Raw genomic sequence first — 22,167 nt, forward strand, 5'->3', positions numbered from 1 at the left:
GTTCCCGAGGATATGCGCGGGCCGCGCCGTCTGCCCGGGTGTGCCACACCTAGGGGGAAGGTGTCCTGGTCGGCCTCGCGTTGCGCGGCGAGTGTTGTGGCCATGAGCAAAGTTGTGGTGATCAGTGGAGCTTCCAGCGGTATCGGCGAGGCCACGGCCCGTGTGCTGGCCGCGGCGGGACACCGGGTGTTCCTCGGGGCGCGGCGGGAGGACCGCCTGGCGGCGCTGGCCGAGGAGATCGGTGCCGGGTACGCACCGCTCGACGTGACGTCGCGGGAGTCCTTCCAGTCCTTTGTGGACGCCGCCGTCGACCGGTACGGGCACGTGGACGTGCTCGTGAACAACGCCGGTGTGATGCCGTTGTCCCTCATGGACTCGTTGAAGGTGGACGAGTGGGACCGCATGGTGGACGTGAACATCAAGGGCGTGCTGAACGGCATCGCCGCCGTGCTGCCCCTTTTCACCGGCGGCGACGGCCACGTCGTCAACGTCGCCTCGATCGGCGCGCACCTGGTCACGCCGACGGCCGCGGTCTACTGCGCGACCAAGTACGCGGTGTGGGCGTTGTCCGAGGGACTGCGCCAGGAACGCGACGACCTGCGGGTCACGGTGGTCTCGCCCGGCGTGACGGAGTCCGAGCTCGCGGGCACCATCACCGAGGAGTACGCGGCGTCGTTCATGGACGAGTACCGCAAGAACGCGCTGCCCGCGTCGGCGATCGGTGACGCCATCGCGTACGCGATCTCGCAGCCCTCGGAGGTCGACGTCAACGAGATCGTCGTGCGGCCGGTCGCGACGCGTTAGGCGCCGGTCGTCGAGCCCGGCCGGAGGATCATCAACACGGTCACGACCGCCCAGAGCAGGTTGAACACGCCCGTGTGCATCGCCAGGTGCTTGACGTCGTCGGTCTTCAACGCCTTCTCCTGGCCGGGCAGGACCTTCAGCGCGAGCACGAACGCGGCGGCGGCGGTGAGCGCGATCGACACGACCACCCAGGGGTGACCGGTCACGCCCATCACGCCGGCCGTCGCGAACCCGAAGACCGGTACGGAGATGCCGAGGACGGCGTAGACGCGGCAGATCCGGTGCAGCAGCTCGGGGTTGCCGCCGGTCCTCACGGCCTTCGGGAACATGCTGGCGGCGACCGTCACCGGACCGATGGCGATGATCGCGGCCAGGACGTGCAGCGAGAGGAAGAGCTTGCTCACGCGGCCCTCCACACCGTGCCGCGGCGTTCGTGCGCGAACAGCTGCTCGACCTCGAAGGCCTTCCTGGCTCCCACTTCGCGTTCGAGGAGGTACAGGCCGAGGTCCACACCCGACGTCACGCCGGCGGCCGTGATCAGGTCGCCGTCCTCGACGACGCGAGCGGGAACCGCGTTCACGCCGAAGCTCGCGAGGGCTTCCAGCCCGAGGTGGTTGGTCGTGGCGGTGCGCCCCTCCAGCAGCCCGGCCATCGCCAGCACCAGCGAGCCGCCGCACACCGTCGCCACCGTGACGCCGTCCCGGTCCAGCGCCTGCCGCACCGGGGCGGCGAGAGCCGGCGCCGCCGCGGCCAGCAGCGCTAGGACCTCCTCGTCCGTCCGCGCCGCAGCACCGGGGACCAGCAGGATCCCAGGTTCTTCCGCGTCGAGCCCCCCGGTGGCCCGCAGGGAGAACCCCACGCCGCTCGGCACCTCGCGCGGGCCCTCGGCCGTGACCAGCTCGGCCTGGATCCCGCCGGCGGTCAGCGTCTCGTACGGGCCGATCGCGTCCAACGGGTCGAAGCCGTCGAACAACACCACTTGAGCTTTCACTTCGTCTGACTCCTTGCGTCGGTGATCACACGGTAGGAGCGCGGGTGCCGGGGCAGAACTGGCTGGAATGCCATGTTCCAACGGATTCTCGCCAGCTAGGGTGGAGGACGTGCACGAGGTGGCAGTGGTGGCGATGGACAGCGTGGTCCCGTTCGACTTCGCGACGCCGGTCGACGCGTTCAACTGGGTCGGGCAGTACCGGGTGCGCGTCTGCGGTCCGAAGAGGATGGTCGACGCGGGCTGTTTCGAGATCAAGGTCCCGCACGGCCTGGAGATCCTGTCCGAAGTGGACACCATCGTGCTGCCGGGCCACGACCCCGACATGGCCGTGCCCGGGCCGGTGGTCGAGGCGTTGCGGAAGGCGGCGGCACGAGGTGCCCGGATCGCGTCGATCTGCACGGGCGCGTTCGTGTTCGCGGAAACCGGGCTGCTCGACGGGCTTCGCGTCACCACGCACTGGCTGGGCGCCGAGGAGCTGGCCGCGCGCTACCCGGCGCTGGAGGTCGACCCGGACGTGCTCTACGTCGACAACGGCCAGTTCCTGACCTCCGCCGGTGCCGCGGCGGGCCTCGACCTGTGCCTGCACATGATCCGGCGCGACCACGGGTCGGCGGTGGCGGCCGACGCGGCGCGGTTCGCCGTCATGCCCCTGGAGAGGGAAGGCGGGCAGGCGCAGTTCATCGCGACCCCGCCCGTGGCGCCCCAGGGAGCCGAGCTCGAGCCGCTGCTGAAGTGGATGGAGGCCAACGCCGCGCGCGAGCTGACGCTGGACGAGCTCGCGCGGCAGGCCGGGATGAGCACGCGGACGTTGAACCGGCGCTTCCGCGAGCAGACCGGGACGACGCCGTTGCAGTGGCTGCACCGGGCCCGCGTGCGGCAGGCGCAGCACCTGCTGGAGACGACGAAGGAGTCCGTGGAGCTGATCGCGAGCAGGGTCGGGTTCGGCTCGGCCACGGCGTTCCGCGACAGGTTCAAGCGGATCGCCGGCACCTCACCGCAGAGCTACCGGTCGGCGTTCCAGGGCTGCAGGCCCTAGGGCTGGGCGTTCTCGTGCAGCAGCAGGAGGGTGTAGGCGGCGATCGACTGCGCGTCCGTGATCTCGCGCTGGGCGATCATCGCCTCGAACTCGGCACGCGGGAACCACCGCGAGCGCATGTCCTGCTCCTCGTGCTCGCGCTCGTGGAACCCCTCGGTGAGCTCCGTGGCGAGGAACACGCGGCCGCGCTGCGACGACATGCCCGGTGCGACGTCGAGCAGTCCCAGCTCGACCAGCCGCCCGGCGCGCAATCCGGTCTCCTCCCGCAGCTCGCGGCGCGCGAGCTCCAGCGGGTCGGAGTCCTCCCGGTCGGGCGCGGTGCCCTGCGGGAACTCCCAGCGGCGCAGGCCGAGCGGGTAGCGGAACTGCTCGACGAGCCGCACGCGTTCCCCGTCGAGCGGGATGACCAGCGCGAAGTCGGGCTTGTCGACCACGCCGTAGATGCCGTTCGAACCGTCCGCGCGCCGGATCTCGTCCTCGCGAACGGTCATCCACGGATTTGCGTACACCTGACGGGTGCCGAGGCTTTCCACGGCACGGACCGTACCTAACGACTCGTTTCTGGACACACCCCGTAGCCTGTCGCGGTGCGTCTCGTCATCGCTCGCTGCAAGGTCGACTACGTAGGCCGACTCACCGCCCATCTGCCGATGGCCCAGCGCTTGCTGCTCATCAAAGCCGACGGTTCGGTGTCGATCCACTCCGACGACCGCGCGTACAAGCCGTTGAACTGGATGAGCCCGCCCTGCTGGCTGATCGAGGACCCGGACATCTGGACGGTGCAGAACAAGGCGGGGGAGAAGCTGATCATCACCCTCGAAGAGGTCCTGCACGACTCCAAGCACGAGCTCGGCCCGGAGCCCGGCCTGCAGAAGGACGGCGTCGAAGCCGACCTGCAGAAGCTCCTCGCCGAGCACGTCACCACCCTGGGCGACGGCTGGACCCTGGTGCGCCGCGAGTTCCCGACCCCGATCGGCCCGGTCGACCTGATGTGCCGCGACTCCGGCGGCGCCTCGGTCGCCGTGGAGATCAAGCGCCGCGGCGAGATCGACGGCGTCGAGCAGCTGACCCGGTACCTGGAGCTGCTGAACCGCGACCCGCTGCTCGCGCCGGTGTCCGGTGTGTTCGCGGCGCAGCAGATCAAGCCGCAGGCGCGGACGCTGGCCGAGGACCGCGGGATCCGGTGCGTGGTGCTGGACTACGACGCGTTGCGCGGGATCGAGCCGGACGAGTTCCGGCTGTTCTGATCAGTTCTCGAACATGCCGATGGCCCAGATCGCCGCTGAGAGCGGGTGGTCCGGGCCTGACGCGTCATGGGCGAGCTTCGCCGCCCGCACCGGTCTGCCCTCCACGAGCAGGTCCATGAGTTCCGCGAGCACCTCGTCGGGCAGCGACTCGAGCAGGGCGAGCGCCGCGGCGTCGCGCCCCTCCGCGTCCACGTCGATCTCGTCCACTCCCCGAGTCTCGGCTTCGAGGGCAGCCTCGTGCGACCGAATTCGCTGCTTGCGCGCTTCAGCGAGCGACTCTTCGAACGCCGTGGTTTGGTGATCATTCACACGGGGTAGGACTGCGCTCACCTGGAGTACTGTCCTCTCCTGGTCGATGCTGTTCGACTTTGTGCGAAGTCTTGGGAGGTGGACGGTGACGATCTTGGCCGAGGCGGACCTGCGGCTGGACGCGGGACCGATCGACTACGCGTTGCTCGTCATCTACTTCGTCGTGGTGCTGGGCATCGGCGTGATGGCACGGCGATCCGTCTCCTCCAGCCTCGACTTCCTGCTGTCCGGGCGGTCGCTGCCGGCGTGGGTGACGGGTCTCGCGTTCATCTCCGCGAACCTCGGCGCGCTCGAGCTGATGGGCATGACGGCCAACGGCGCGCAGTACGGCATGGCGACCGTGCACTACTACTGGATCGGCGCCATCCCCGCGATGGTGTTCCTCGGTCTGGTGATGATGCCGTTCTACTACGGCTCGAAAGTGCGCAGTGTTCCCGAGTTCATGCGCCGCCGCTTCGGCAAGCCGGCCCACCTCGTCAACGCGATCAGCTTCGCCGTCGCGCAGATCCTGATCGCGGGCATCAACCTGTTCGCGCTCGCGGTGATCATCGACGCGCTGCTCGGGTGGCCGCTGCCGGTGTCGATCTGCGTCGCGGCGCTGGTGGTCCTCGCCTACACGACGCTCGGTGGCCTGTCCGCCGCGATCTACAACGAGGTGCTGCAGTTCTTCGTCATCGTGGCCGCGCTGGCGCCGTTGACGATCCTCGGCCTGATCAAGGTCGGTGGCTGGCAGGGGATCGTCGAGAAGGTCACCGACCAGGAGCAGCTGTCCGCCTGGCCCGCGACGGAACTCACCGGCATCAACAGCCCGGTGTGGAGTGTGGTCGGGTTGGTGTTCGGTCTGGGCTTCGTGCTGTCGTTCGGGTACTGGACGACGAACTTCGCCGAGGTGCAGCGCGCGATGAGCGCCAAGTCCATGTCCGCGGCCAAGCGCACGCCGATCATCGGCGCGTACCCGAAGGCCCTGATCCCGGCGATCATCATCATCCCCGGCATCATCGCCGCGTTGATCGTGCCGGAGATGGCCCAGCTCAAAGCCGGCGACACGAGTGGCGACGTGGCCTACAACGACGTGCTGCCCCTGCTGATGCGCGACCTTCTGCCGAACGGCATCCTCGGCATCGCGATCACCGGTCTGCTGGCGAGCTTCATGGCCGGTGTGGCGGCGAACGTCAGCTCGTTCAACACCGTCTTCACGTACGACCTGTGGCAGGACTACGTGAAGAAGGACCGTCCGGACGAGTACTACCTGCGCGTCGGGCGCCTGGCGACGGTCGGTGCGTGCGTCCTCGCGATCGGCACGGCGTTCATCGCGGCGGCGCTCGGCGGGTCCAACATCATGGACTACATCCAGGCGCTGTTCTCGTTCTTCAACGCGCCGCTGTTCGCGACGTTCATCCTCGGCATGTTCTGGAAGCGGATGACGCCGACCGCCGGTTGGGTCGGTCTGCTCGCGGGCACGTTCACCGCGATCTTCATCTACGTGATCTCGGAGCCGTCGTTCGGCATCGAGCTGCTGGAACTGCCCGGCCAGGGCGCCAGCTTCCTCGGCGCGGGTCTGGCGTTCGTGGTCGACATCGTCGTGAGCGTCGCGGTCACGACGGTCACGCGGCCGAAGCCGGACAGCGAGCTCGTCGGGCTGGTCTACAGCCTCACGCCCAAGGAGGACAGGGCGCACTCCACCACGGGTGAGGACGCGGGCTGGTACCGCTCGCCCGCCCTGCTCGGTGGCGGTGTGCTGGCCCTGACCGCCGTTCTCTACTTCGTCTTCGGCTGAGGGAGGCCGCCATGAGGTTGTTCGACCTGCGAATCATCATCGCTTTCCTCTTCGGCCTGTACGGCGTTGTACTGGTCGTCGTCGGTCTCGGTTTCACGACGGACGAGGACCTGAAGAAGGCTGAAGGGGTCAACATCAACCTGTGGGCCGGCATCGCCATGGCGGTGCTGGCGGCGCTGTTCGCCGCGTGGGCGGTGCTGCGGCCTCAGTTCGTGGACACGGACAAGCAGCCGCTCGAGGAGCTATGACCGCGGACGACCTGGGTGGACGGGGTTGAAGGCCTCGATCGTCCACGCGTCGAGCCAGTTGATTGCGCGGCGAATTCGGTTGCGCACGTCTCTCCTCTTCTCGGGGTCTTCACCCGGTACAGCGCGTCGATCTTCTGAATCGTTCCCGTAGCGCTGCGTGACATGTGCCACGGAGCAACTCGGGGTACCGGCCACGAACGTCCGCGAAGGTCGCTACCGTGCACGTCGTGCCTCGTTTTCGTGCCGCCGCCGTGGTCGCCGCCGCCGCGCTGCTGATGGCCGGTTGTACGACCGGTCCGGGTCTTGCCAAGACCAACTCGCCGCGCCGCACCGTGCAGGCGGGCGCCGACACGACGACGTCGGCCGAACCGTCGACCAGGTCGTCCGCGCCGGTGAACAGGCCGGTCGACCCCGCGTTCGCCGCGGAGCGGCTGCGGCTGGTCAACCCGTGCGCGTTGATCGAGAAGGACCTGCTGCAGACCGTCGGCACGCCGTCGAGGTACACGAGCAGCAGCTACACGCGCTGCTCGAACTACATGAAGGACAAGGGCGGCAAGACGCTCAACGTCACGGTGGACATCGGCTACACCCTGACGTCCACCGAGCTGAAGAACGCCAGGAACACGATCGCGGGGCTCAAGAGCAGCGAGCAGAAGCTGACGTCGACGTGCGCGATCACGGCGGTGACGCAGGAGAACCCGCCGCAGGCCGTGCGCGTCCAGGTCGGCGTCGGCAGCGAGGGCGCGGAGCCGTGCGAGCCGGCGCGCAAGCTGCTCGAGGGCGTGGTGCGCAAGCTCAGGGGCAACCCGCAGAAGTACAGCCCGCCCAAGGGGTCCCCGGTCGAGGTCGACCCGTGCGCGGTGGTGGACAAGGCGACGCTGGCGCCCGTGGTCGGTGCGTCGCCGCGCATGCTCGCGTTCGGCCTGCACCAGTGCTCGTGGTCCGGTCAGAGCGCGCAGATGCAGATCGAGTTCAAGACGGCGCGCATCCCCAGGGACGGCAAGTTCGACACCCAGTCCGCCGAGGTCGACCTGGGCGGGCCGAAGGGCTACCAGGTGCTCAAGGACGGCCCGTTCCCTACCTGCGAGCTCGTGGTGGTCCGCACCAAGGACTCGAGCGACGCGGGTGAGATCGTGGAGCTCAGCGTCGGCGCGACCAAGGACAAGACGCTGGACCGCTGCCAGGCGGTGCAGGCCTTCGCCAAGGGCGTCATCCCCAGCCTGCCCTCGTGACCGCGGCCCGGTCGGGAGACCGGCGACGCGACGCGGGGGCTGAAAGTTGTCCCAGTACCCGTTAGGGTCGAGGTTACTGGCGAGTACCGGGAGGGCCCCATGACGCAGACCGCTTCGGACAGCGCGCTGTCGGCCGATGGCGAGCAGCGGCGGTTCGCATCACTGGACCCGCGCACGGGCGAGGTCGTCGCGCACCACCCGATCCACACGGCCGCCGAGGTCGAGGACGCGGTGACGTCGGCGCGCGACGCCGCGGCGTGGTGGGCGGGCCTCGGCTTCGAGGGGCGCAAGGCCAAGCTCGACGCGTGGCGCAAGATCCTGTCGCAGCGCTCGGACGAGTTCATCGCGCTGATCAGCTCGGAGACCGGCAAGCCCGCCGACGACTCCCGCGTCGAGGTCGCGCTGGTCATGGACCACCTGCACTGGGCCGCGCGGCACGCCGGTCGCGTGCTGGGCAAGCGCCGGGTCTCGTCGGGCATGCTGATGTTCAACCACAGCGCGACGCTGGAGTACCGGCCGTTGGGCGTCATCGGCGTCATCGGGCCGTGGAACTACCCGGCGCACACGCCGATGGGGTCGATCTCGTACGCGCTGGCCGCCGGCAACGCCGTGGTGTTCAAGCCCTCGGAGTTCACGCCGGGCGTCGGCACGTTCCTCGCCTCGACCTTCACCGAGGCGGTACCGGAGCACCCCGTGTTCCAGGTGGTCACGGGCTTCGGCGAGACCGGTGCGGCGCTGTGCGCGTCCGGTGTCGACAAGATCGCCTTCACGGGTTCCACGCGGACCGGCAAGAAGGTCATGGCCGCGGCCGCCCGGTCGCTGACGCCGGTGCTGGTCGAGTGCGGCGGCAAGGACGCGCTGATCGTCGACTCCGACGCCGACCTGAACGCCGCCGCCGAGGCCGCGATCTGGGGAGCGGTGTCCAACGCCGGCCAGACGTGCGCGGGTGTGGAACGGATCTACGTGGCCGAGCAGGTCGCGGACGAGTTCACCGAGATCCTGGTGAAGCGGGCGAAGAAGCTCAAGCCGGGCGGCGAGCCGAATGCGAACCTCGGGCCGATCACCATGCCGGCGCAGGTGGAGGTCATCCGCGAGCACGTGCGGGACGCGCTGGACCGCGGCGGCAAGGCGCTCGTGGGCGGGCCGGACTCGATCAGGCCGCCGTACGTCGAGCCGGTGGTGCTCACGGACGTGCCGGAGGACTCGCTGGCGATCACGGAGGAGACCTTCGGACCGACCGTGGTGGTCAACCGGGTGCCGAACGCGCTGGAGGGCGTGCGGCTCGCGAACCGGTCGAAGTACGGGCTGGGCGCGGCCGTCTTCTCGAAGTCGCGCGGCGAGGAGCTGGCGGCGGAGCTGCGGGTCGGCATGGTGTCGGTCAACTCGGTGCTGACCTACGCGGCCATCCCGGGGCTGCCGTTCGGTGGCGTCGGCGACTCCGGCTTCGGGCGCATCCACGGCGAGGACGGGCTGCGCGAGTTCGCCTACGCCAAGGCCGTGACGAAGCAGAAGTTCGCGTCGCTGATCGACATGGCGACGTTCGACAGGTCGTCCATGGCGGGCAAGCAGATGCTGCGCCTCGCGCGGATGCTCTTCGGTCGCTGAAGAGCACCCGCGCGGGCGGGTGTCAGGCGCCCAGCTGCTTCTTGAGGTCGTCGAGGACGACGTTCGCGGCGAGCACGCCGAGGCCGAGGAAGTAGGTCTCGTCCTGCACCGGCTTGGCCTTGCCGCCCTTGACGGCGTTGAGACCGCTCCACAGCGGGCCGCCGAGCACCGAGGCCTGCGCGGTCTTGGCCGGGTCGCCGTAGGTGGAGTAGACGACGAAGTCGGCGTCGGCCTTGCCGATCTCCTCGGCGCTCACCTCGGCGGCCAGGTCGTCCACCTGGGACGGTGACGGCTGCGGGATCTTGGCGTCGACCAGGATCGTGCCGATGAAGGACTTCTTGGCGTACAGGCGGATGCGGCCCGGCATGAAGCGCAGCGCCGTCACGGTCGGGCGCACGCCGAGCTTCTTCTCGATGGCGGCGCCGGTCTCGACGGCCTTGTTCGTGTAGTCCTCGAGCATCTTCGCGGCGTCGGCCTGGCGGTCGAGCGCGGCGGCGTTGAGCAGGAAGTTCTCCTTCCACACGTAGCCGGGCCGCACCGAGAAGACGGTCGGGGCGATTGCCGAGAGCTTCGGGTAGAGGGCCTCCGCGCGCAGCTGCGAGCCCAGGATCAGGTCCGGGTTCAGCTTGGTGATCGCCTCGAGGTTGAGGTTGTTCGTGGTGCCGACGTTCTCGGGCGTGCCGCCCTTCTCGCCGATGTAGGACGGCATGGTGGGGGAGCCGTCGGTGTAGGCGATGCCGACCGGCTTGATGCCGAGCGCCACGACGTTGTCGAGCTCGCCCGTGTCGAGCACGATCACCCGTTCGGGTTTCTTCTCGAGCTTGGTCTCACCCATCGCGTGCTTGACCGTGCGGGGGAACTCGCCGGGCTTCTGCGTCGTGCCGAAACCGTTGCTCAGCTGGGTGGCCTTGCCGAAGTCCTCGCCGCCCTGGGCGACGGTGGGCTTCTCCGGCGTGCTGGTGCAGGCGGTCAGGGTCAGGGCGACTGCTGCGAGCAGCGCTGCTCTCTTCGGCACGACGGTGTTCCTCCACTACGGAACGTGAGTTCGACCTGCGGTTGTTGGGGCGGGCTCACGGTAGCCGGGTCCTTTGCCCGTTCCGAGTGTCAGACCCCAGGAGTAAGAAGGAACACGGTCACCGCCGATCGGGAGGTCTGTTCGATGAAGAAGATCATCAATGATCCGGAAACCGTGGTGCAGGACTCGCTGCGGGGGATGCAGGCCGCCCATTCCGATCTGCTGACCGTGCACCACGACCCGGCGGTCGTCGTGCGCGCGGATGCCCCGGTTCCGGGCAAGGTCGCGATCATCTCCGGGGGAGGGGCGGGCCACGAGCCGTTGCACGGCGGGTTCGTCGGGCGCGGCATGCTCGACGCCGCCTGTCCCGGTGCCGTGTTCACCTCGCCGACGCCGGACCAGGTGCTGGACGCGGTCTCGAAGACCGACGGCGGCGCCGGGGCGTTGCTGGTCGTGAAGAACTACACCGGCGACGTGCTGAACTTCGAGACCGCCGGTGAGCTGGCGGAGTCCGAGGTCAGGTCGGTCGTGATCGACGACGACGTGGCGGTGAAGGACTCGCTCTACACGGCCGGGCGCCGTGGCGTCGGCGGCACGGTGCTGCTGGAGAAGATCGTGGGCGCGGCGGCGGAGCGCGGTGACGATCTGGCTGCCTGCGAGGCGTTGGCGTTGCGGGTCATCGCGTCGGTGCGCTCGATGGGTCTGGCGCTGACCTCGTGCACGGTGCCGCACGTGGGCTCGCCGTCGTTCGAGCTGGCGGACGACGAGATGGAGGTCGGCATCGGCATCCACGGCGAGCCGGGCCGTCGGAAGGTCGCGGCCGGGACGGCGTCCGACATGGTGTCGGCGTTGCTGGAGCCGATCCTCGAGGACCTGCCGTTCTCCTCGGGCGACCGGGTGTTGCTGTTCACGAACTCGATGGGCGGGACTCCGTTGATCGAGCTGTACTTGGCGCACGGCATCGCGGAGCAGTTGCTGGCGGATCGGGGGATCACGGTGGAACGCAGACTGGTCGGCCCGTACATCACGAGCCTGGAGATGCAGGGCATGAGCATCACGCTGTTGAAGCTGGACGACGAGATGGTCTCGCTGTGGGACGCGCCCGTCCACACGCCCGCGCTGCGGTGGGGAGTCTGAGGTGGGGTGCACGGCAGCGGACGTCGTGGCGGCACTGCGAGCCGCCGCGGCCGTCGTTCAGGAGCACCGCGACGAACTGGTGCGCCTCGACCAGGCGATCGGCGACGCCGACCACGGCGAGAACATGAAGCGCGGCTTCACCGCGTTGCTGTCCCGTTTGGACGCCGAGCCGCCCGACACGCCCGGCAAGGTGCTGAAGCTGGTGGCCACCACGCTGATCTCGACGGTCGGCGGCGCGGCGGGTCCGCTGTACGGCACCGCCTTCCTGCGCGCCTCGGCCGCGGTCGGCGACGCCGCCGAACTGGACCCCGCCGCCGTCGCGCGAGCCCTGCAAGGGGCCCTGGACGGCGTGGTGGCCCGCGGCAAGGCCGCGGTGGGCGACAAGACGATGGTCGACGCCCTGACACCGGCCGTGGCGGCGGCCGAGGGCGTGAACGGCTCGGTGGCCGCGGCGTTGTCCGCGGCCGCCGACGCCGCCGAGGAAGGCGCCGCCTCGACGGTGCCGATGGTGGCGCGCAAGGGCCGGGCCTCGTACCTCGGCGAGCGCAGCGCGGGCCACCTCGACCCGGGAGCCCGCTCGACGGCGCTGCTGCTGCGTGCCTTCGCCGACGCGGCGGCCCGGGCATGACCGCGGCCTCCGGCACCGGCCGCGTGGGCCTGGTGGTCGTGTCGCACAGCGACATGCTCGCGAACGGCGTGGCCGAACTGGCCGCGCAGATGGCCCCCGACGTGGCCGTGCTGCCCGTGGGCGGCACGGAGGAGGGCGGCCTGGGCACCGACTACGGCGCGGTCGTCGAAGCGCTGGCCGACGCCGACTCCGGCGCCGGCGTCGTGGTCCTCTACGACCTCGGCAGCGCCAAGATGACCGCGGAGATGGCGGTCGAGTCGGCGGACGACCCGTCCCGCTACACCGTGGTGGACGCACCCCTGGTCGAGGGCGCGGTGTCCGCCTCGGTGGCAGCCCAGGGAGGCGCGGCGCTGGCGGACGTCGCGGCCGCCGCCGAACGAGCGTCCGGCGACGTCCCGGCAGCCGCCCCGGCCCGCCCCGACCTGCACCTGGTGCCGGACGCGGTGACGGCGGAAGTCCTGCTCACCAACGAGGTCGGCCTGCACGCGCGTCCAGCCGCACTGCTGGCGCGCACCGTCGCCGAGCTCGACGCCGACGTGGTCGTCCGCTACGGCGCCGAGGAGGCGAACGCCGCGAGCGTGCTGGCGCTGATGGGCCTGAGCGCGCCGGGCGGCAAGTCGATCACGGTGGTCGCCACGGGCAAGGACGCGGGCGAGGCGGTGCGGCGCATCCAGGAGTTGGCGGAGAGGGGGTTCGACGACTAGCGCCGCACAACGGGATGGTGTGGGGCGGCCTGCTCCGCGTGGTTGGGCGCTGTCCGGTTGGGCGCTGTCTGGTTGGGTGCCGTGCGGCTCGGAAGCTGTGGGCGCGGAAGCTCTGCGGCTTAAGAGCTGTGCGGGTAAGGCTGCGAGGAACGCGGCGGCCGGAGCGAGGTCGGGCGCAGCATGGCTTCATACCGTCGAGTCGTGCCGCGTAACCAGGTGCTGAGGGGCTCGCGCCACCAGCCCTCGTTCACGCGATCCTGTCGCGCACGGCCTCCCCTCCGAACCATCGGGCCGTCCCCTCACATGGCGCAGCCTTCCGTTCCCCCACACGGGTTCAGCAGGCAAAACGCTCCGCTCGACCCTCACCCTGGACCGATCACTGTTTCGATCCCGATGGCGAAGCTCACGGCCTCGTCCGGCGGGAGGAGTGGCATAGTCGCCCGCAAGTTACTCCTTGGTAGCTCACGCTTTACCCGCAGGGAGGTCTGCAGTGGCGCGCGAAATCAACACCGTCGGAGTCGTCGGTTTCGGAACCATGGGCGCGGGCATCGTGGAGGTACTCGCGCGCACCGGCATCGCGGTGAAGGTCGTCGACGTCGACGCGGCGGGTGTCGAGCGCGGGCTCGGGCACCTGGAGCACTCGACGGAGCGGGCCGTCCGGCGCGAGAAGCTCACCGGCGACGAGAAGGCCGCGTTGCACGGGCGGGTCACGACGAGTCTCGACCTCGCGAGCCTCGCGGACTGCGACCTGGTGGTCGAGGCGGTGCCGGAGAACATCGAGCTCAAGGCGCGGATCTTCCAGGAACTCGACGGGATCCTGGCGCCCGAGGCGATCATCGCGTCGAACACGTCGTCGTTGTCGATCACCGAGATCGGTGTGCACACCCGGCGGCCCGGCAAGGTCGTCGGCCTGCACTTCTTCAACCCCACACAGGTGTTGAAGCTGGTCGAGGTCGTGCGCACGGTCGTCACCGAACCCGACGTGATCACGGACGTCGTGGCGTTCACCGAGCGGCTGGGCAAGTCGCCGGTCGTGATCGGGGACAGGGCCGGGTTCATCGCGAACGCCCTGCTGTTCCCGTACCTCAACCACGCGGTCAAGATGCTCGAGTCGAAGTACGCGACGCGCGAGGACCTCGACGCGGCCATGCGGTACGGCTGCGGGTATCCGATGGGTCCGTTGGCGCTGTTGGACCTCATCGGTCTCGACACCGCGTACGAAATCCTCGACACGATGTACCACCAGTCGCGCAACCGCTTGCACTCGCCAGCGCCGCTGCTCAAGCAGATGATCACGGCCGGTCTGCTGGGCAGGAAGTCCGGGCGCGGCTTCTACACCTACGACGGGCCGGATTCGCCGGTCGTCGTCGACGACGTGCACACGCCGTCCCAGGTGGACAGCGCTGCGCAGACCCGCGAGGTGCAGCGGGTCGGTGTGATCGGCACGGGCACGATGGCGACGGGCATCGCGGAGGTGTTCGCCAAGCGCGGGTACGACGTCGTGCTGCGCGCCCGGAGCCTGGACAAGGCCGAGAAGGCGATCGGCGCGGTGCGCAAGTCGCTGGAGCGCGCGGTCAGCAGGGGCAAGCTGTCCGAGGAGGACCGCGACGCGACGCTCGCGCGCATCTCGCCCGCGGTGGAGTTCGTGGAGCTGGCCGACTGCGACCTGGTCGTCGAGGCCGTGGCCGAGGAGATCGGGATCAAGAAGGAGGTCTTCGCGGCGCTCGACGAGGTGTGCAAGCCCGGCGCGGTGCTCGCGACGACGACGTCCTCGCTGCCCGTCATCGAGGTCGCGGCGGCCACGTCGAGGCCCGCGGACGTCGTGGGCCTGCACTTCTTCAACCCCGCGCAGGTCATGAAACTAGTGGAGGTCGTCGAGACGATCTCCACGGCCGCCGACGTGGTCGCGACGGCTCGCAAGATCTGCCTCGACCTCGGCAAGCACCCGGTGCACTGCGGCGACGTGGCGGGGTTCATCGTGAACGCGCTGCTCTTCCCGTACCTCAACGACGCGGTGAAGATGCTGGAGGCCCACTACGCCGAGGCCGACGACATCGACAACGCGATGAAGGTCGGCTGCGGCCTGCCGATGGGACCGTTCGCACTGCTGGACGTCGTGGGGCTGGACGTGTCGCTGGCGATCCAGCGCACGCTCTACAACGAGTTCCGCGAGCCCGGCTTCGCGCCGGCGCCGCTGCTGGAACACCTGGTCACGGCCGGTCGCCTCGGCCGCAAGACGGGCAAGGGGTTCCGGGACTACTCGTGATCCGCTAACAGGGGCACCATGTCGCGTCTGGCATGGTGGGGGCATGCGGCGACTGGTGCTCCTGTTGGCTGTCCTCGTGCTCGCGTCCGGCTGTGCCCGGACGTCCGTCGAGGGCAGTCCGGTCGCGCAGGCGCCGCTCGACGCCACGTCGCCGTTCGACCAGGAGAGCTCGGCCGACCCCAGCGCGTCCGCCGATCCCGAGGACCCGGAGACGGCGCCGATCGACGGTGAGGTCTCGCCGATCTGCGCGAGGCTGAAGTGGACGGACCTGCCCTACCCCGGCACGAAGGCCGAGACGCCGCCGACGCAGATCAACTACGACTCGACGTTCGACCAGTCGTGCCGGTGGACAACGAAGATCGACAACGTCGAGGTGGGCGTCTCCCTGCGGTACCGCGAGGGCAAGCAGATCACGATCGAGCGCACCACCGGCGAGTGGGACGTGAAGGACCACAAGGTCACGTACCTCGACCGCTCCGGCGAGGAGGACGTCGAACCGTCGTGCGTGCTCGTCGTTCCCTATGAGGGCGGCGGGCTCGGCATCATCGTCATCGACTCGTCCGGCAAGTTCGGCAGCGTCTGCGACCAGGGCCGCAAGATCGCCGAAGTGATGATCGACCGCGAGACGGCCTAGCCGCAGCAGCCGCCACCGCAGCACCCGCCGCCACCGCCCGCGGGGGCTTGCAGGGTGCCGCCGATGCCCGCCATCGACAGCAGCTTCACGGTGTCGGCGTGCCCGTCGGGGCAGCTCGCCGGCGAGGACGACTCGCTCATCGGGCGCTGCAGCTCGAAGGTGTCGTCGCAGGTTCGGCAACGGAACTCGTAGGTCGGCACGCCCCGATTCTACGAGCGGTTACCGTGTGGCCGTGCCACGTCGCAACAGCCCCAAACCGGGAAACCACCGACCACTCGGCGGTGGCGTCGGCTGGGCGCGTGCCGAGTCGGGTCCGGACGGCGACTGGCTGGTCCGCGCCATCTCGGGCTCGCAGGCGCAGAAGACCTACCGCTGTCCCGGCTGCGACCACGAGATCCGCCCCGGGGTGCCGCACGTCGTGGCGTGGCGCGCCGAGGACGCGGGCTCGGTGGAGGAGCGCCGGCACTGGCACCAGGGCTGCTGGGACTCGCGCGGCCGGCGTGGGCCGACCGCGCGCCGCTGGTGACCTAGAGACCGACCTGCTTGCGCCACCGCTCCAGCCGGGTGCGGAACTCCTCCGGCTGCTCGACGGGCGGCAGGTGCCCCGCGTTCTCGATGCGTTCGCTGGTGGAGTGCTTGAGGTTGATCGCGAGCTTCGCGGCCACGTCGGGCGGTGTGAGCTTGTCGTGCTCGCCCACGAGCACGAGCGACGGGACGTCCAGCGACTCCAGCACGTCCGTCGAGTCGGGGCGCTTGGCCATGGCGCGCTGCCACCACGCCACGTCTTCGGCCCGCTGCTCCAGGATCATGGTGCGGGTCCGCGCCCGCGCGGTGTCCGAGGCGCCGGGGCCCAGCAGGTTCGGCAGCACCGCGTCGGCGAGCCACTCGCCGACGCCCTCGCGTTCGACCCGGTCCGCCATCGCGTGCCGGTTCGCGACGGCCTCGGGTGCGTCCGCGGTGTGCTTGGTGTCGACGAAAATGAGGCCCTTGACGCGTTCCGGTGCGCGCCTGACCAGCGCCATCGCCACGTAGCCGCCCATCGAGCACCCGCCGAGCACGACGCGGTCGAGGTTGCGCTCGTCGAGCACGCCCAGGACCTGGACGGCGACCGAGTCGAGGTCCGGCTCGCCCTGCCCGCGCAGGGACGGCGTGAGCGCGCCCGGCACGTCCCACATCCGCGCGTCGAGCGGAAAGGCGTGCAGCAGCACCAGATCGTCCATCAGCTCTCCCACTCCGGCGCCAGCACCGACCACACCTCGAGGTCCTGCCGGACCCCGCGGTGCAGGAAGTACGAGCGCAGCACCCCGTCCCTGGTCATCCCGAGCCGCCGCGCGACAGCGATGCTGGGCGCGTTCGCCGACGACACGAGCCACTCAACCCGATGCACGCCGCGCTCGCGAATCGCCCAGTCGATCAGCACCTTCGACGCCTGCGTGACCAGCCCCCGGCCGGTCGCGGCCGGCTCCAGCCAGCACCCGACCTCCGCACGTCCCTGCGGGATGTCCATGACGCGGAACAACACGCCGCCGACGAGCTCGTCCTCGAGCCAGATCCCGAAGATCCGCCCGGTGTCGGACGCCGCCTTGTCCGCGTAGCCCTGCAGGAGCCGGCGCGCGCTCTCCAGGTCCCCGGCCGCGTCAGCGAACCCGATGTGCTGCCCGATGAACTCGCGTCCGCGCTCCATGTGCGCGAAGAACTCCTCGGCCTGCCAGGGCTCCAGCGGCCTCAGCTCGGCACCGGCTGTGCCCAGCGCTTTCACGAACATCCTGTTCCCCCAAGATGGTGTGTGTCCACGCGAATCGTATTGGTGCGAAGCGTGCACACCGGCGGCGTGCGCAAAACAGGGGCCCCTGAGCGGAACCCCTGCTTGAGCTCGGCTTTGCGCCGTCAGAACGCCGCGGCGGTCAGGACTTCTTGGCCGTCTGCGGGCGGGCGAGCTTGGCCGTGGGGCCGTCGACCTGGGACTTGGCGGGCGTGGGCTGAGCGGACTGCGGCGCCGAGACGGGTTTGGTCGTCGCGGGAGGTGCGGCCTGCGCCTTCGCCGGAGCGGCCTGGGCGGGCTTGCCCGAAGCAGCGGCCTGCTGGACGGGAGCCTGCGGAGCCGCGGGCTGTGCCGGAGCGGCCTTCTGCGCTTGGACCTGCGGTGCGGCCTTGGCCGGCGCAGCAGCCGGAGCCTGAGCAGCCGGAGCCTGAGCAGCCTGAGCCGGGGCAGGTGCGCCGCCCTGAGCCGGTGCGCCGCCCTGAGCGGGAGCCGGAGGCGTGGGCGCCTTCTCCTCCTCCACGGGGTCGAGCAGCGGCACGACGTCCTGCAGCGCCGTCCGCACGTTGTGGAGCTGGTGCGAGAGGCGGTTGCGGAGGTTGCGGAGCTGTTCGACGCGCTGGGTGGCGGCCGTGGTGCGGCGGTTGGCTTCCTCGGTGGCCTCGCGGACGCGGCGGTTCGCCTCGTCGGTGGCCTCCTGGATGCGGGCGGTGGCCTCGGCGATGGCGTCGTGGCGGCGGCGGCCGGCCTCTTCGGTGGCCTCGCGGACGCGGCGCTCGGCCTCGGCCTTCGAGGCGGTCTGCTCGGCGGCGACGGCGGCGCGGATCCGGGCGGCCTCCTCGGCCGCCTCGCGCAGGCGGCGGTCCGCCTCGGCCTTGGAGGTGGCCTCCTGGTTGGCCAGGGTGGCCATCGCCTCGGAGCGGCGGGCGGCCATCGCGATCTCGAAGTCCTCCTCGACGGTCACGCGGCGCTGCTCGGACTCGTCGGCGATCTTGCGGGCGGCGGCTTCCGCCTCGGAGACGATCTTCTCCGCCTCGTTGCGCGCGGTGTCGAGGACGCCCTTGTGCTCGGCCTCCATCGCGGCACGGCGCTCGTCGAGCTCGGTGATCAGCTTCTCGTAGCGCTGGCGCAGCACACCCGCGTCGGCTTCCGCCTTGGCGCGGATGTGCCCGCCCTCCGCCTCGGCACGGGCCTTGATCTCGTTGGCCTCGTCCTGGGCCAGCCGCAGCATGCGCTGGAGGCGCTCGGAGAGCCCCTCCAGCGTCGTCGGCGGCAGTGACAGGCGCTCCACCTGGTTGCGCATCTCGGTGATCTCCGAGCGTGCGGCTTCCAGCTGGCGCGCCAGGTCGGACGTCTGGGACACGGCTGCATCGCGGTCCGCGGCCAGCAGCCGCAGGTCCGAGTCGAGGCGTTCGAGGTGATCCTCGACCTGGGCGCGGTCGTAACCGCGCTTGACGATGTCGAAGCCGGATCCCAGTGGGACGAGGTCACGGTCGTCGGCGAGGCCCATGCCCCTCACGCTACCCGTTCGGGTCACCCCCGAAGGTCACACACCCCGGAATCGATTGATAGCTGTGAGGTGCTTCGCGCGCAGTTCGTGATCAAGCACACCCAAACCCTCTTCCGGCGCAAGGCACAGCACGCCGACCTTGCCCTGGTGCGCGTTGCGGTGGACGTCGTGCGCGGCCTGGCCCGTTTCGTCCATTGAGTACACCTTGGACACCGTCGGGTGGATCTTTCCCTTGGCGATCAAGCGGTTCGCCTCCCACGCCTCGCGGTAGTTCGCGAAGTGGGACGACAGGATGTGCTTGAGGTTCATCCACAGGTAGCGGTTGTCGTACTGGTGCATGTACCCGGAGGTCGACGCGCACGTCACGATCTTGCCGCCCTTGCGCGCGACGAACACCGACGCGCCGAACGTCTCACGGCCGGGGTGCTCGAACACGATGTCCGGGTCCTCGCCGCCGGTCAGCTCGCGGATCTTCGCGCCGAAGCGCTTCCACTCGCGCGGGTCCTGCTCGTGCTCGTTCTTCCAGAACCGGTAGCCCTCGGCGGAGCGGTCGATGATCAGTTCGGCGCCCATCGAACGGACGATCTCCGCCTTCTCCGGGGAGGAGACGACGCAGATCGGCGTCGCGCCGCCGTTCAGCGCGAACTGCGTGGCGTACGAGCCGAGCCCGCCGGACGCGCCCCAGATCAGGACGGTGTCGCCCTGCTTCATGTTCGCGCCGTTGGTCGACACCAGCTGCCGGTACGCGGTGGAGTTCACCAGGCCCGGCGACGCCGCCTCCTCCCACGTGAGGTGCTTCGGCATCGGCATCAGCTGGTTCGACTTCACCAGCGCGAGGTCGGCGAGGCCGCCGAAGTTCGTCTCGAAGCCCCAGATCCGCTGCTGGGGGTCGAGCATCGTGTCGTTGTGGCCGTCCGGCGCCTCCAGCGGCACGTCGAGGCAGTGCGCCACGACGCGGTCGCCCGGCTTCCACGCCGTGACACCGGGCCCGACGCGCACGACGACGCCGGCCAGGTCCGATCCCACGACGTGGTACGGCAGGTCGTGGCGGCCGCCCAGCTTCCTCAGGAAGCCGAACGTGGACACCGGCTCGAAGATCGAGGTCCACACGGTGTTGTAGTTGATCGCGGAGGCCATGACGGCCACCAGCGCCTCGCCGGGACCGAGCTCCGGCGTGGCGACCTCGTCCACGTGCAGCGACTTGCGCGGGTCCTTGTCCCGCGTCTCGAGGCCGGCGAACATGTCGGCCTCGTCCGCGTGCACCGTCACGCCCCGATAACTCTCCGGAACGTCCAAGGAACCGATCGCGTCCAGCTCGTCGGCCAGGATCGCGTCAAGGATCTTCTGCACGGCGGCATTCCTTCCCGAGTGAGGGATAGTCGCAGGTTGCCGGAGGTTACTCATGGGTAACCGATTCAGAATCCCGCTTGTGAGGGATTCCACTCGGAACAACCCGGACGGCGGACGGCGCGGGGGATTCGGCCGGAAACCGCGGTGTCAGTGCCCCGTCGCGGCGGGTTCGACCAGCTCGATGAGCACGCCGCCCGCGTCCTTCGGGTGCACGAAGTTGACCCGGCTGTTCGACGTGCCGCGCTTGGCCGCGTCGTAGAGCAGGCGCAGCCCCTTGGCCCGCAGCGCGTCGGCCGCGACGTCCACATCGGACACCCGGTAGGCCAGCTGCTGCAGGCCGGGGCCCGAACGGCCGATGAACTTCGCGATCGTGGAGTCCTCGTTCAGCGGCGCCAGCAGCTGGATCGCGGTGCCGCCGTGGTCGCCGGGCGCGTGCAGCATCGCCTCGCGCACGCCCTGCTCCTCGTTGACCTCCTCGTGGGCCACCTCGAGGCCGAAGTTGTCGCGGTAGAACGCGATGGCTACGTCGAGATCGGGCACGGCGATGCCCACGTGGTCGATCGCGGTCACGAATCGAGCGAGTTCTGCGTTCATGGTTGGCGAGGGTATCCACGTGATCGGTGCAGGTGCTCCTGTGCGGGGTCTCACACGATTACCGCCGGGTAGCCGCCGGTATGGTGCCTAGTTAACGACCGTTCGCTCTTCCAATGGAGGCAGTTGTGTCCGGTTCCGTGATCGTCGCCGGGGCGCGCACCCCGATGGGCCGACTGCTGGGATCGCTCAAGGACTTCTCGGGCGCCCAGCTGGGTGGCGTCGCGATCAAGGCGGCACTGGAGCGCGCGGGCGTCGCCCCCGAGCAGGTGCAGTACGTGATCATGGGCCAGGTGCTCACGGCAGGCGCGGGCCAGATCCCCGCCCGCCAGGCCGCGGTGGCCGCCGGCATCCCCATGAGCGTTCCCGCGCTGACCATCAACAAGGTCTGCCTGTCCGGCATCGACGCGATCGCGCTGGCCGACCAGCTGATCCGCGCCGGTGAGTTCGACGTCGTCGTGGCCGGTGGCCAGGAGTCGATGACCCAGGCGCCGCACCTGCTGCCGAAGACCCGCAGCGGCTACAAGTACGGCGACGTGACGATGGTCGACCACATGGCGCACGACGGCCTGTTCTGCGCGTTCGACCAGGTCGCCATGGGCGTCTCGACCGAGAAGTACAACAGCCGCTACGGCATCACCCGCGAGGAGCAGGACGCGTTCTCCGCGCGTTCGCACCAGCTCGCCGCCAAGGCCGCCGGGAACGGCGTGTTCGACGCCGAGATCGCGCCGGTCGAGATCCCGCAGCGCAAGGGCGACCCGGTCCTGTTCTCGACCGACGAGGGCGTCCGCGGCGACACGACCGCCGACACCCTCGGCAAGCTGCGCCCGGCGTTCGCCGCGGACGGCACCATCACCGCGGGCTCGGCGTCGCAGATCTCCGACGGCGCGGCCGCGGTCGTCGTGATGAGCAAGGCCAAGGCCGAGGAGCTGGGCCTGGAGTGGATCGCGGAGATCGGCGCCCACGGTGTCGTCGCGGGCCCGGACGCCTCGCTGCACGAGCAGCCGTCGAACGCCATCAAGGCCGCCTGCGCCAAGGAGGGCATCGACCCCGCCTCCCTCGACCTCGTCGAGATCAACGAGGCGTTCGCGGCGGTCGGCATCGTCTCCTCCCGCGAGCTCGGCATCCCGGAGGACAAGGTCAACGTCAACGGCGGCGCCATCGCGCTCGGCCACCCGATCGGCATGTCCGGCGCCCGCATCGCCCTGCACCTCGCCCTGGAGCTGCAGCGGCGTGGCGGCGGCGTGGGTGCCGCGGCGCTCTGCGGTGGTGGTGGCCAGGGCGACGCCCTGATCATCCGCGTGCCCGCCAAGGCCTAGTGCCG

Annotated in this window: 25 protein-coding genes; 14 read left to right on the forward strand and 11 right to left on the reverse strand. The window is 69.9% G+C overall.

Annotated features, from left to right (window positions below; translation table 11 throughout):
- Positions 1–102 precede the first annotated feature (102 nt).
- A complete protein-coding gene (locus BLQ91_RS04060; protein ID WP_090095234.1) occupies positions 103–804 on the forward strand; it encodes an SDR family oxidoreductase in 702 nt (233 codons plus the stop codon).
- On the opposite strand, the gene BLQ91_RS04065 is transcribed toward BLQ91_RS04060, so the two are convergent.
- Both BLQ91_RS04065 and BLQ91_RS04070 read right to left on the reverse strand, forming a co-directional pair.
- Positions 801–1,208 (reverse strand): hypothetical protein, encoded by a 408-nt coding sequence (locus BLQ91_RS04065; protein ID WP_090095972.1) that lies wholly within the window; start codon positions 1,206–1,208, stop codon positions 801–803. The two genes, BLQ91_RS04060 and BLQ91_RS04065, sit on opposite strands and share 4 nt — an antisense overlap.
- Complete coding sequence (locus tag BLQ91_RS04070; protein ID WP_090095236.1) at positions 1,205–1,795, reverse strand: DJ-1/PfpI family protein; 591 nt, start codon at positions 1,793–1,795, stop codon at positions 1,205–1,207. The genes BLQ91_RS04065 and BLQ91_RS04070 overlap by 4 nt, the downstream gene beginning before the upstream one ends.
- A gap of 109 nt (positions 1,796–1,904) precedes the next feature.
- Here BLQ91_RS04070 and BLQ91_RS04075 point away from each other — a divergent pair, with 109 nt between their 5' ends.
- Positions 1,905–2,831 (forward strand): GlxA family transcriptional regulator, encoded by a 927-nt coding sequence (locus tag BLQ91_RS04075; RefSeq protein ID WP_090095973.1) that lies wholly within the window; start codon positions 1,905–1,907, stop codon positions 2,829–2,831.
- Here BLQ91_RS04075 and BLQ91_RS04080 read toward each other — a convergent pair.
- Positions 2,828–3,322: an NUDIX domain-containing protein gene (locus BLQ91_RS04080; protein WP_245733073.1), complete on the reverse strand. Its 495-nt coding sequence runs from the start codon at positions 3,320–3,322 to the stop codon at positions 2,828–2,830. The two genes, BLQ91_RS04075 and BLQ91_RS04080, sit on opposite strands and share 4 nt — an antisense overlap.
- A 96-nt stretch (positions 3,323–3,418) precedes the next feature.
- On the opposite strand from BLQ91_RS04080, the gene nucS reads away from it, so the two are divergent.
- Entirely contained in the window at positions 3,419–4,078 is a 660-nt protein-coding gene (nucS, locus tag BLQ91_RS04085) for an endonuclease NucS (RefSeq protein ID WP_090095240.1), read from the forward strand.
- Here the strand turns inward: nucS and BLQ91_RS04090 are convergent, their stop codons facing one another.
- Complete coding sequence (locus tag BLQ91_RS04090) at positions 4,079–4,285, reverse strand: hypothetical protein (protein WP_090095241.1); 207 nt, start codon at positions 4,283–4,285, stop codon at positions 4,079–4,081.
- Between the two features lie 187 nt (positions 4,286–4,472).
- Between BLQ91_RS04090 and BLQ91_RS04095 the strand changes: the two genes are divergently transcribed.
- From BLQ91_RS04095 to BLQ91_RS04110, 4 genes are all read left to right on the forward strand, one after another.
- Positions 4,473–6,164 (forward strand): sodium:solute symporter family protein, encoded by a 1,692-nt coding sequence (locus tag BLQ91_RS04095; RefSeq protein WP_090095243.1) that lies wholly within the window; start codon positions 4,473–4,475, stop codon positions 6,162–6,164.
- Positions 6,165–6,175: 11 nt separating this feature from the next.
- Positions 6,176–6,412 carry a hypothetical protein gene (locus BLQ91_RS04100; RefSeq protein WP_090095244.1) on the forward strand — a complete coding sequence of 79 codons (237 nt, stop codon included), beginning with the start codon at positions 6,176–6,178 and terminating at the stop codon, positions 6,410–6,412.
- 227 nt (positions 6,413–6,639) lie between these two features.
- Positions 6,640–7,644, forward strand: a complete 1,005-nt coding sequence (locus BLQ91_RS04105) for a DUF3558 domain-containing protein (RefSeq protein WP_143022520.1) — start codon at positions 6,640–6,642, stop codon at positions 7,642–7,644.
- Positions 7,645–7,743: 99 nt separating this feature from the next.
- Positions 7,744–9,249, forward strand: a complete 1,506-nt coding sequence (locus tag BLQ91_RS04110; RefSeq protein WP_090095247.1) for an aldehyde dehydrogenase family protein — start codon at positions 7,744–7,746, stop codon at positions 9,247–9,249.
- Positions 9,250–9,271: 22 nt separating this feature from the next.
- Here the strand turns inward: BLQ91_RS04110 and BLQ91_RS04115 are convergent, their stop codons facing one another.
- The gene (locus BLQ91_RS04115; RefSeq protein WP_090095249.1) at positions 9,272–10,264 is read right to left on the reverse strand and encodes an ABC transporter substrate-binding protein; all 993 of its coding nucleotides are present in this window, start codon (positions 10,262–10,264) and stop codon (positions 9,272–9,274) included.
- A gap of 144 nt (positions 10,265–10,408) precedes the next feature.
- Here BLQ91_RS04115 and dhaK point away from each other — a divergent pair, with 144 nt between their 5' ends.
- From dhaK to BLQ91_RS04140, 5 genes are all read left to right on the forward strand, one after another.
- Entirely contained in the window at positions 10,409–11,401 is a 993-nt protein-coding gene (gene dhaK / locus BLQ91_RS04120) for a dihydroxyacetone kinase subunit DhaK (protein ID WP_090095250.1), read from the forward strand.
- Between the two features lies 1 nt (position 11,402).
- The gene (dhaL, locus tag BLQ91_RS04125; RefSeq protein ID WP_090095252.1) at positions 11,403–12,029 is read left to right on the forward strand and encodes a dihydroxyacetone kinase subunit DhaL; all 627 of its coding nucleotides are present in this window, start codon (positions 11,403–11,405) and stop codon (positions 12,027–12,029) included.
- Positions 12,026–12,733, forward strand: a complete 708-nt coding sequence (dhaM, locus tag BLQ91_RS04130; RefSeq protein ID WP_090095253.1) for a dihydroxyacetone kinase phosphoryl donor subunit DhaM — start codon at positions 12,026–12,028, stop codon at positions 12,731–12,733. The genes dhaL and dhaM overlap by 4 nt, the downstream gene beginning before the upstream one ends.
- 490 nt (positions 12,734–13,223) lie before the next feature.
- Positions 13,224–14,999 carry a 3-hydroxyacyl-CoA dehydrogenase family protein gene (locus BLQ91_RS04135; RefSeq protein WP_090095254.1) on the forward strand — a complete coding sequence of 592 codons (1,776 nt, stop codon included), beginning with the start codon at positions 13,224–13,226 and terminating at the stop codon, positions 14,997–14,999.
- Positions 15,000–15,042: 43 nt separating this feature from the next.
- Positions 15,043–15,633 carry a DUF3558 family protein gene (locus BLQ91_RS04140; protein WP_090095256.1) on the forward strand — a complete coding sequence of 197 codons (591 nt, stop codon included), beginning with the start codon at positions 15,043–15,045 and terminating at the stop codon, positions 15,631–15,633.
- Here BLQ91_RS04140 and BLQ91_RS04145 read toward each other — a convergent pair.
- Positions 15,630–15,833, reverse strand: coding sequence for an FmdB family zinc ribbon protein (locus BLQ91_RS04145; RefSeq protein WP_090095257.1), 204 nt, complete (start codon positions 15,831–15,833; stop codon positions 15,630–15,632). The genes BLQ91_RS04140 and BLQ91_RS04145 overlap by 4 nt on opposite strands.
- A gap of 32 nt (positions 15,834–15,865) precedes the next feature.
- On the opposite strand from BLQ91_RS04145, the gene BLQ91_RS04150 reads away from it, so the two are divergent.
- Complete coding sequence (locus BLQ91_RS04150; protein WP_090095974.1) at positions 15,866–16,159, forward strand: hypothetical protein; 294 nt, start codon at positions 15,866–15,868, stop codon at positions 16,157–16,159.
- A gap of 1 nt (position 16,160) precedes the next feature.
- On the opposite strand, the gene BLQ91_RS04155 is transcribed toward BLQ91_RS04150, so the two are convergent.
- From BLQ91_RS04155 to mce, 5 genes are all read right to left on the reverse strand, one after another.
- Positions 16,161–16,853: an alpha/beta fold hydrolase gene (locus BLQ91_RS04155; RefSeq protein ID WP_090095259.1), complete on the reverse strand. Its 693-nt coding sequence runs from the start codon at positions 16,851–16,853 to the stop codon at positions 16,161–16,163.
- Positions 16,853–17,398 (reverse strand): GNAT family N-acetyltransferase, encoded by a 546-nt coding sequence (locus BLQ91_RS04160; RefSeq protein WP_090095260.1) that lies wholly within the window; start codon positions 17,396–17,398, stop codon positions 16,853–16,855. Before BLQ91_RS04160 ends, BLQ91_RS04155 begins: the two co-directional genes overlap by 1 nt.
- 139 nt (positions 17,399–17,537) lie before the next feature.
- Positions 17,538–18,902 carry a coiled-coil domain-containing protein gene (locus BLQ91_RS04165; protein ID WP_090095262.1) on the reverse strand — a complete coding sequence of 455 codons (1,365 nt, stop codon included), beginning with the start codon at positions 18,900–18,902 and terminating at the stop codon, positions 17,538–17,540.
- A gap of 36 nt (positions 18,903–18,938) precedes the next feature.
- Positions 18,939–20,252: a crotonyl-CoA carboxylase/reductase gene (gene ccrA, locus BLQ91_RS04170; RefSeq protein WP_245733079.1), complete on the reverse strand. Its 1,314-nt coding sequence runs from the start codon at positions 20,250–20,252 to the stop codon at positions 18,939–18,941.
- A gap of 147 nt (positions 20,253–20,399) precedes the next feature.
- Positions 20,400–20,846 carry a methylmalonyl-CoA epimerase gene (gene mce / locus BLQ91_RS04175; protein ID WP_090095265.1) on the reverse strand — a complete coding sequence of 149 codons (447 nt, stop codon included), beginning with the start codon at positions 20,844–20,846 and terminating at the stop codon, positions 20,400–20,402.
- Positions 20,847–20,971: 125 nt separating this feature from the next.
- Between mce and BLQ91_RS04180 the strand changes: the two genes are divergently transcribed.
- The gene (locus BLQ91_RS04180) at positions 20,972–22,162 is read left to right on the forward strand and encodes an acetyl-CoA C-acetyltransferase (protein WP_090095267.1); all 1,191 of its coding nucleotides are present in this window, start codon (positions 20,972–20,974) and stop codon (positions 22,160–22,162) included.
- The last annotated feature ends 5 nt before the right edge of the window (positions 22,163–22,167 follow it).

Source organism: Lentzea jiangxiensis, assembly GCF_900104175.1.
GTDB classification, from domain to species: Bacteria; Actinomycetota; Actinomycetes; order Mycobacteriales; family Pseudonocardiaceae; genus Lentzea; species Lentzea jiangxiensis.

Bases quoted from the DNA above. Each gene is read 5' to 3' on its own strand.
- BLQ91_RS04060 (WP_090095234.1), top strand. From the start codon at position 103: ATGAGCAAAGTTGTGGTGATCAGTGGAGCTTCCAGCGGTATCGGCGAG.
- BLQ91_RS04080 (WP_245733073.1), bottom strand. From the start codon at position 3,322: ATGACCGTTCGCGAGGACGAGATCCGGCGCGCGGACGGTTCGAACGGC.
- BLQ91_RS04100 (WP_090095244.1), top strand. From the start codon at position 6,176: ATGAGGTTGTTCGACCTGCGAATCATCATCGCTTTCCTCTTCGGCCTG.
- BLQ91_RS04110 (WP_090095247.1), top strand. From the start codon at position 7,744: ATGACGCAGACCGCTTCGGACAGCGCGCTGTCGGCCGATGGCGAGCAG.
- dhaK (WP_090095250.1), top strand. From the start codon at position 10,409: ATGAAGAAGATCATCAATGATCCGGAAACCGTGGTGCAGGACTCGCTG.
- dhaM (WP_090095253.1), top strand. From the start codon at position 12,026: ATGACCGCGGCCTCCGGCACCGGCCGCGTGGGCCTGGTGGTCGTGTCG.
- BLQ91_RS04140 (WP_090095256.1), top strand. From the start codon at position 15,043: ATGCGGCGACTGGTGCTCCTGTTGGCTGTCCTCGTGCTCGCGTCCGGC.
- BLQ91_RS04155 (WP_090095259.1), bottom strand. From the start codon at position 16,853: ATGGACGATCTGGTGCTGCTGCACGCCTTTCCGCTCGACGCGCGGATG.
- BLQ91_RS04160 (WP_090095260.1), bottom strand. From the start codon at position 17,398: ATGTTCGTGAAAGCGCTGGGCACAGCCGGTGCCGAGCTGAGGCCGCTG.
- BLQ91_RS04165 (WP_090095262.1), bottom strand. From the start codon at position 18,902: ATGGGCCTCGCCGACGACCGTGACCTCGTCCCACTGGGATCCGGCTTC.
- mce (WP_090095265.1), bottom strand. From the start codon at position 20,846: ATGAACGCAGAACTCGCTCGATTCGTGACCGCGATCGACCACGTGGGC.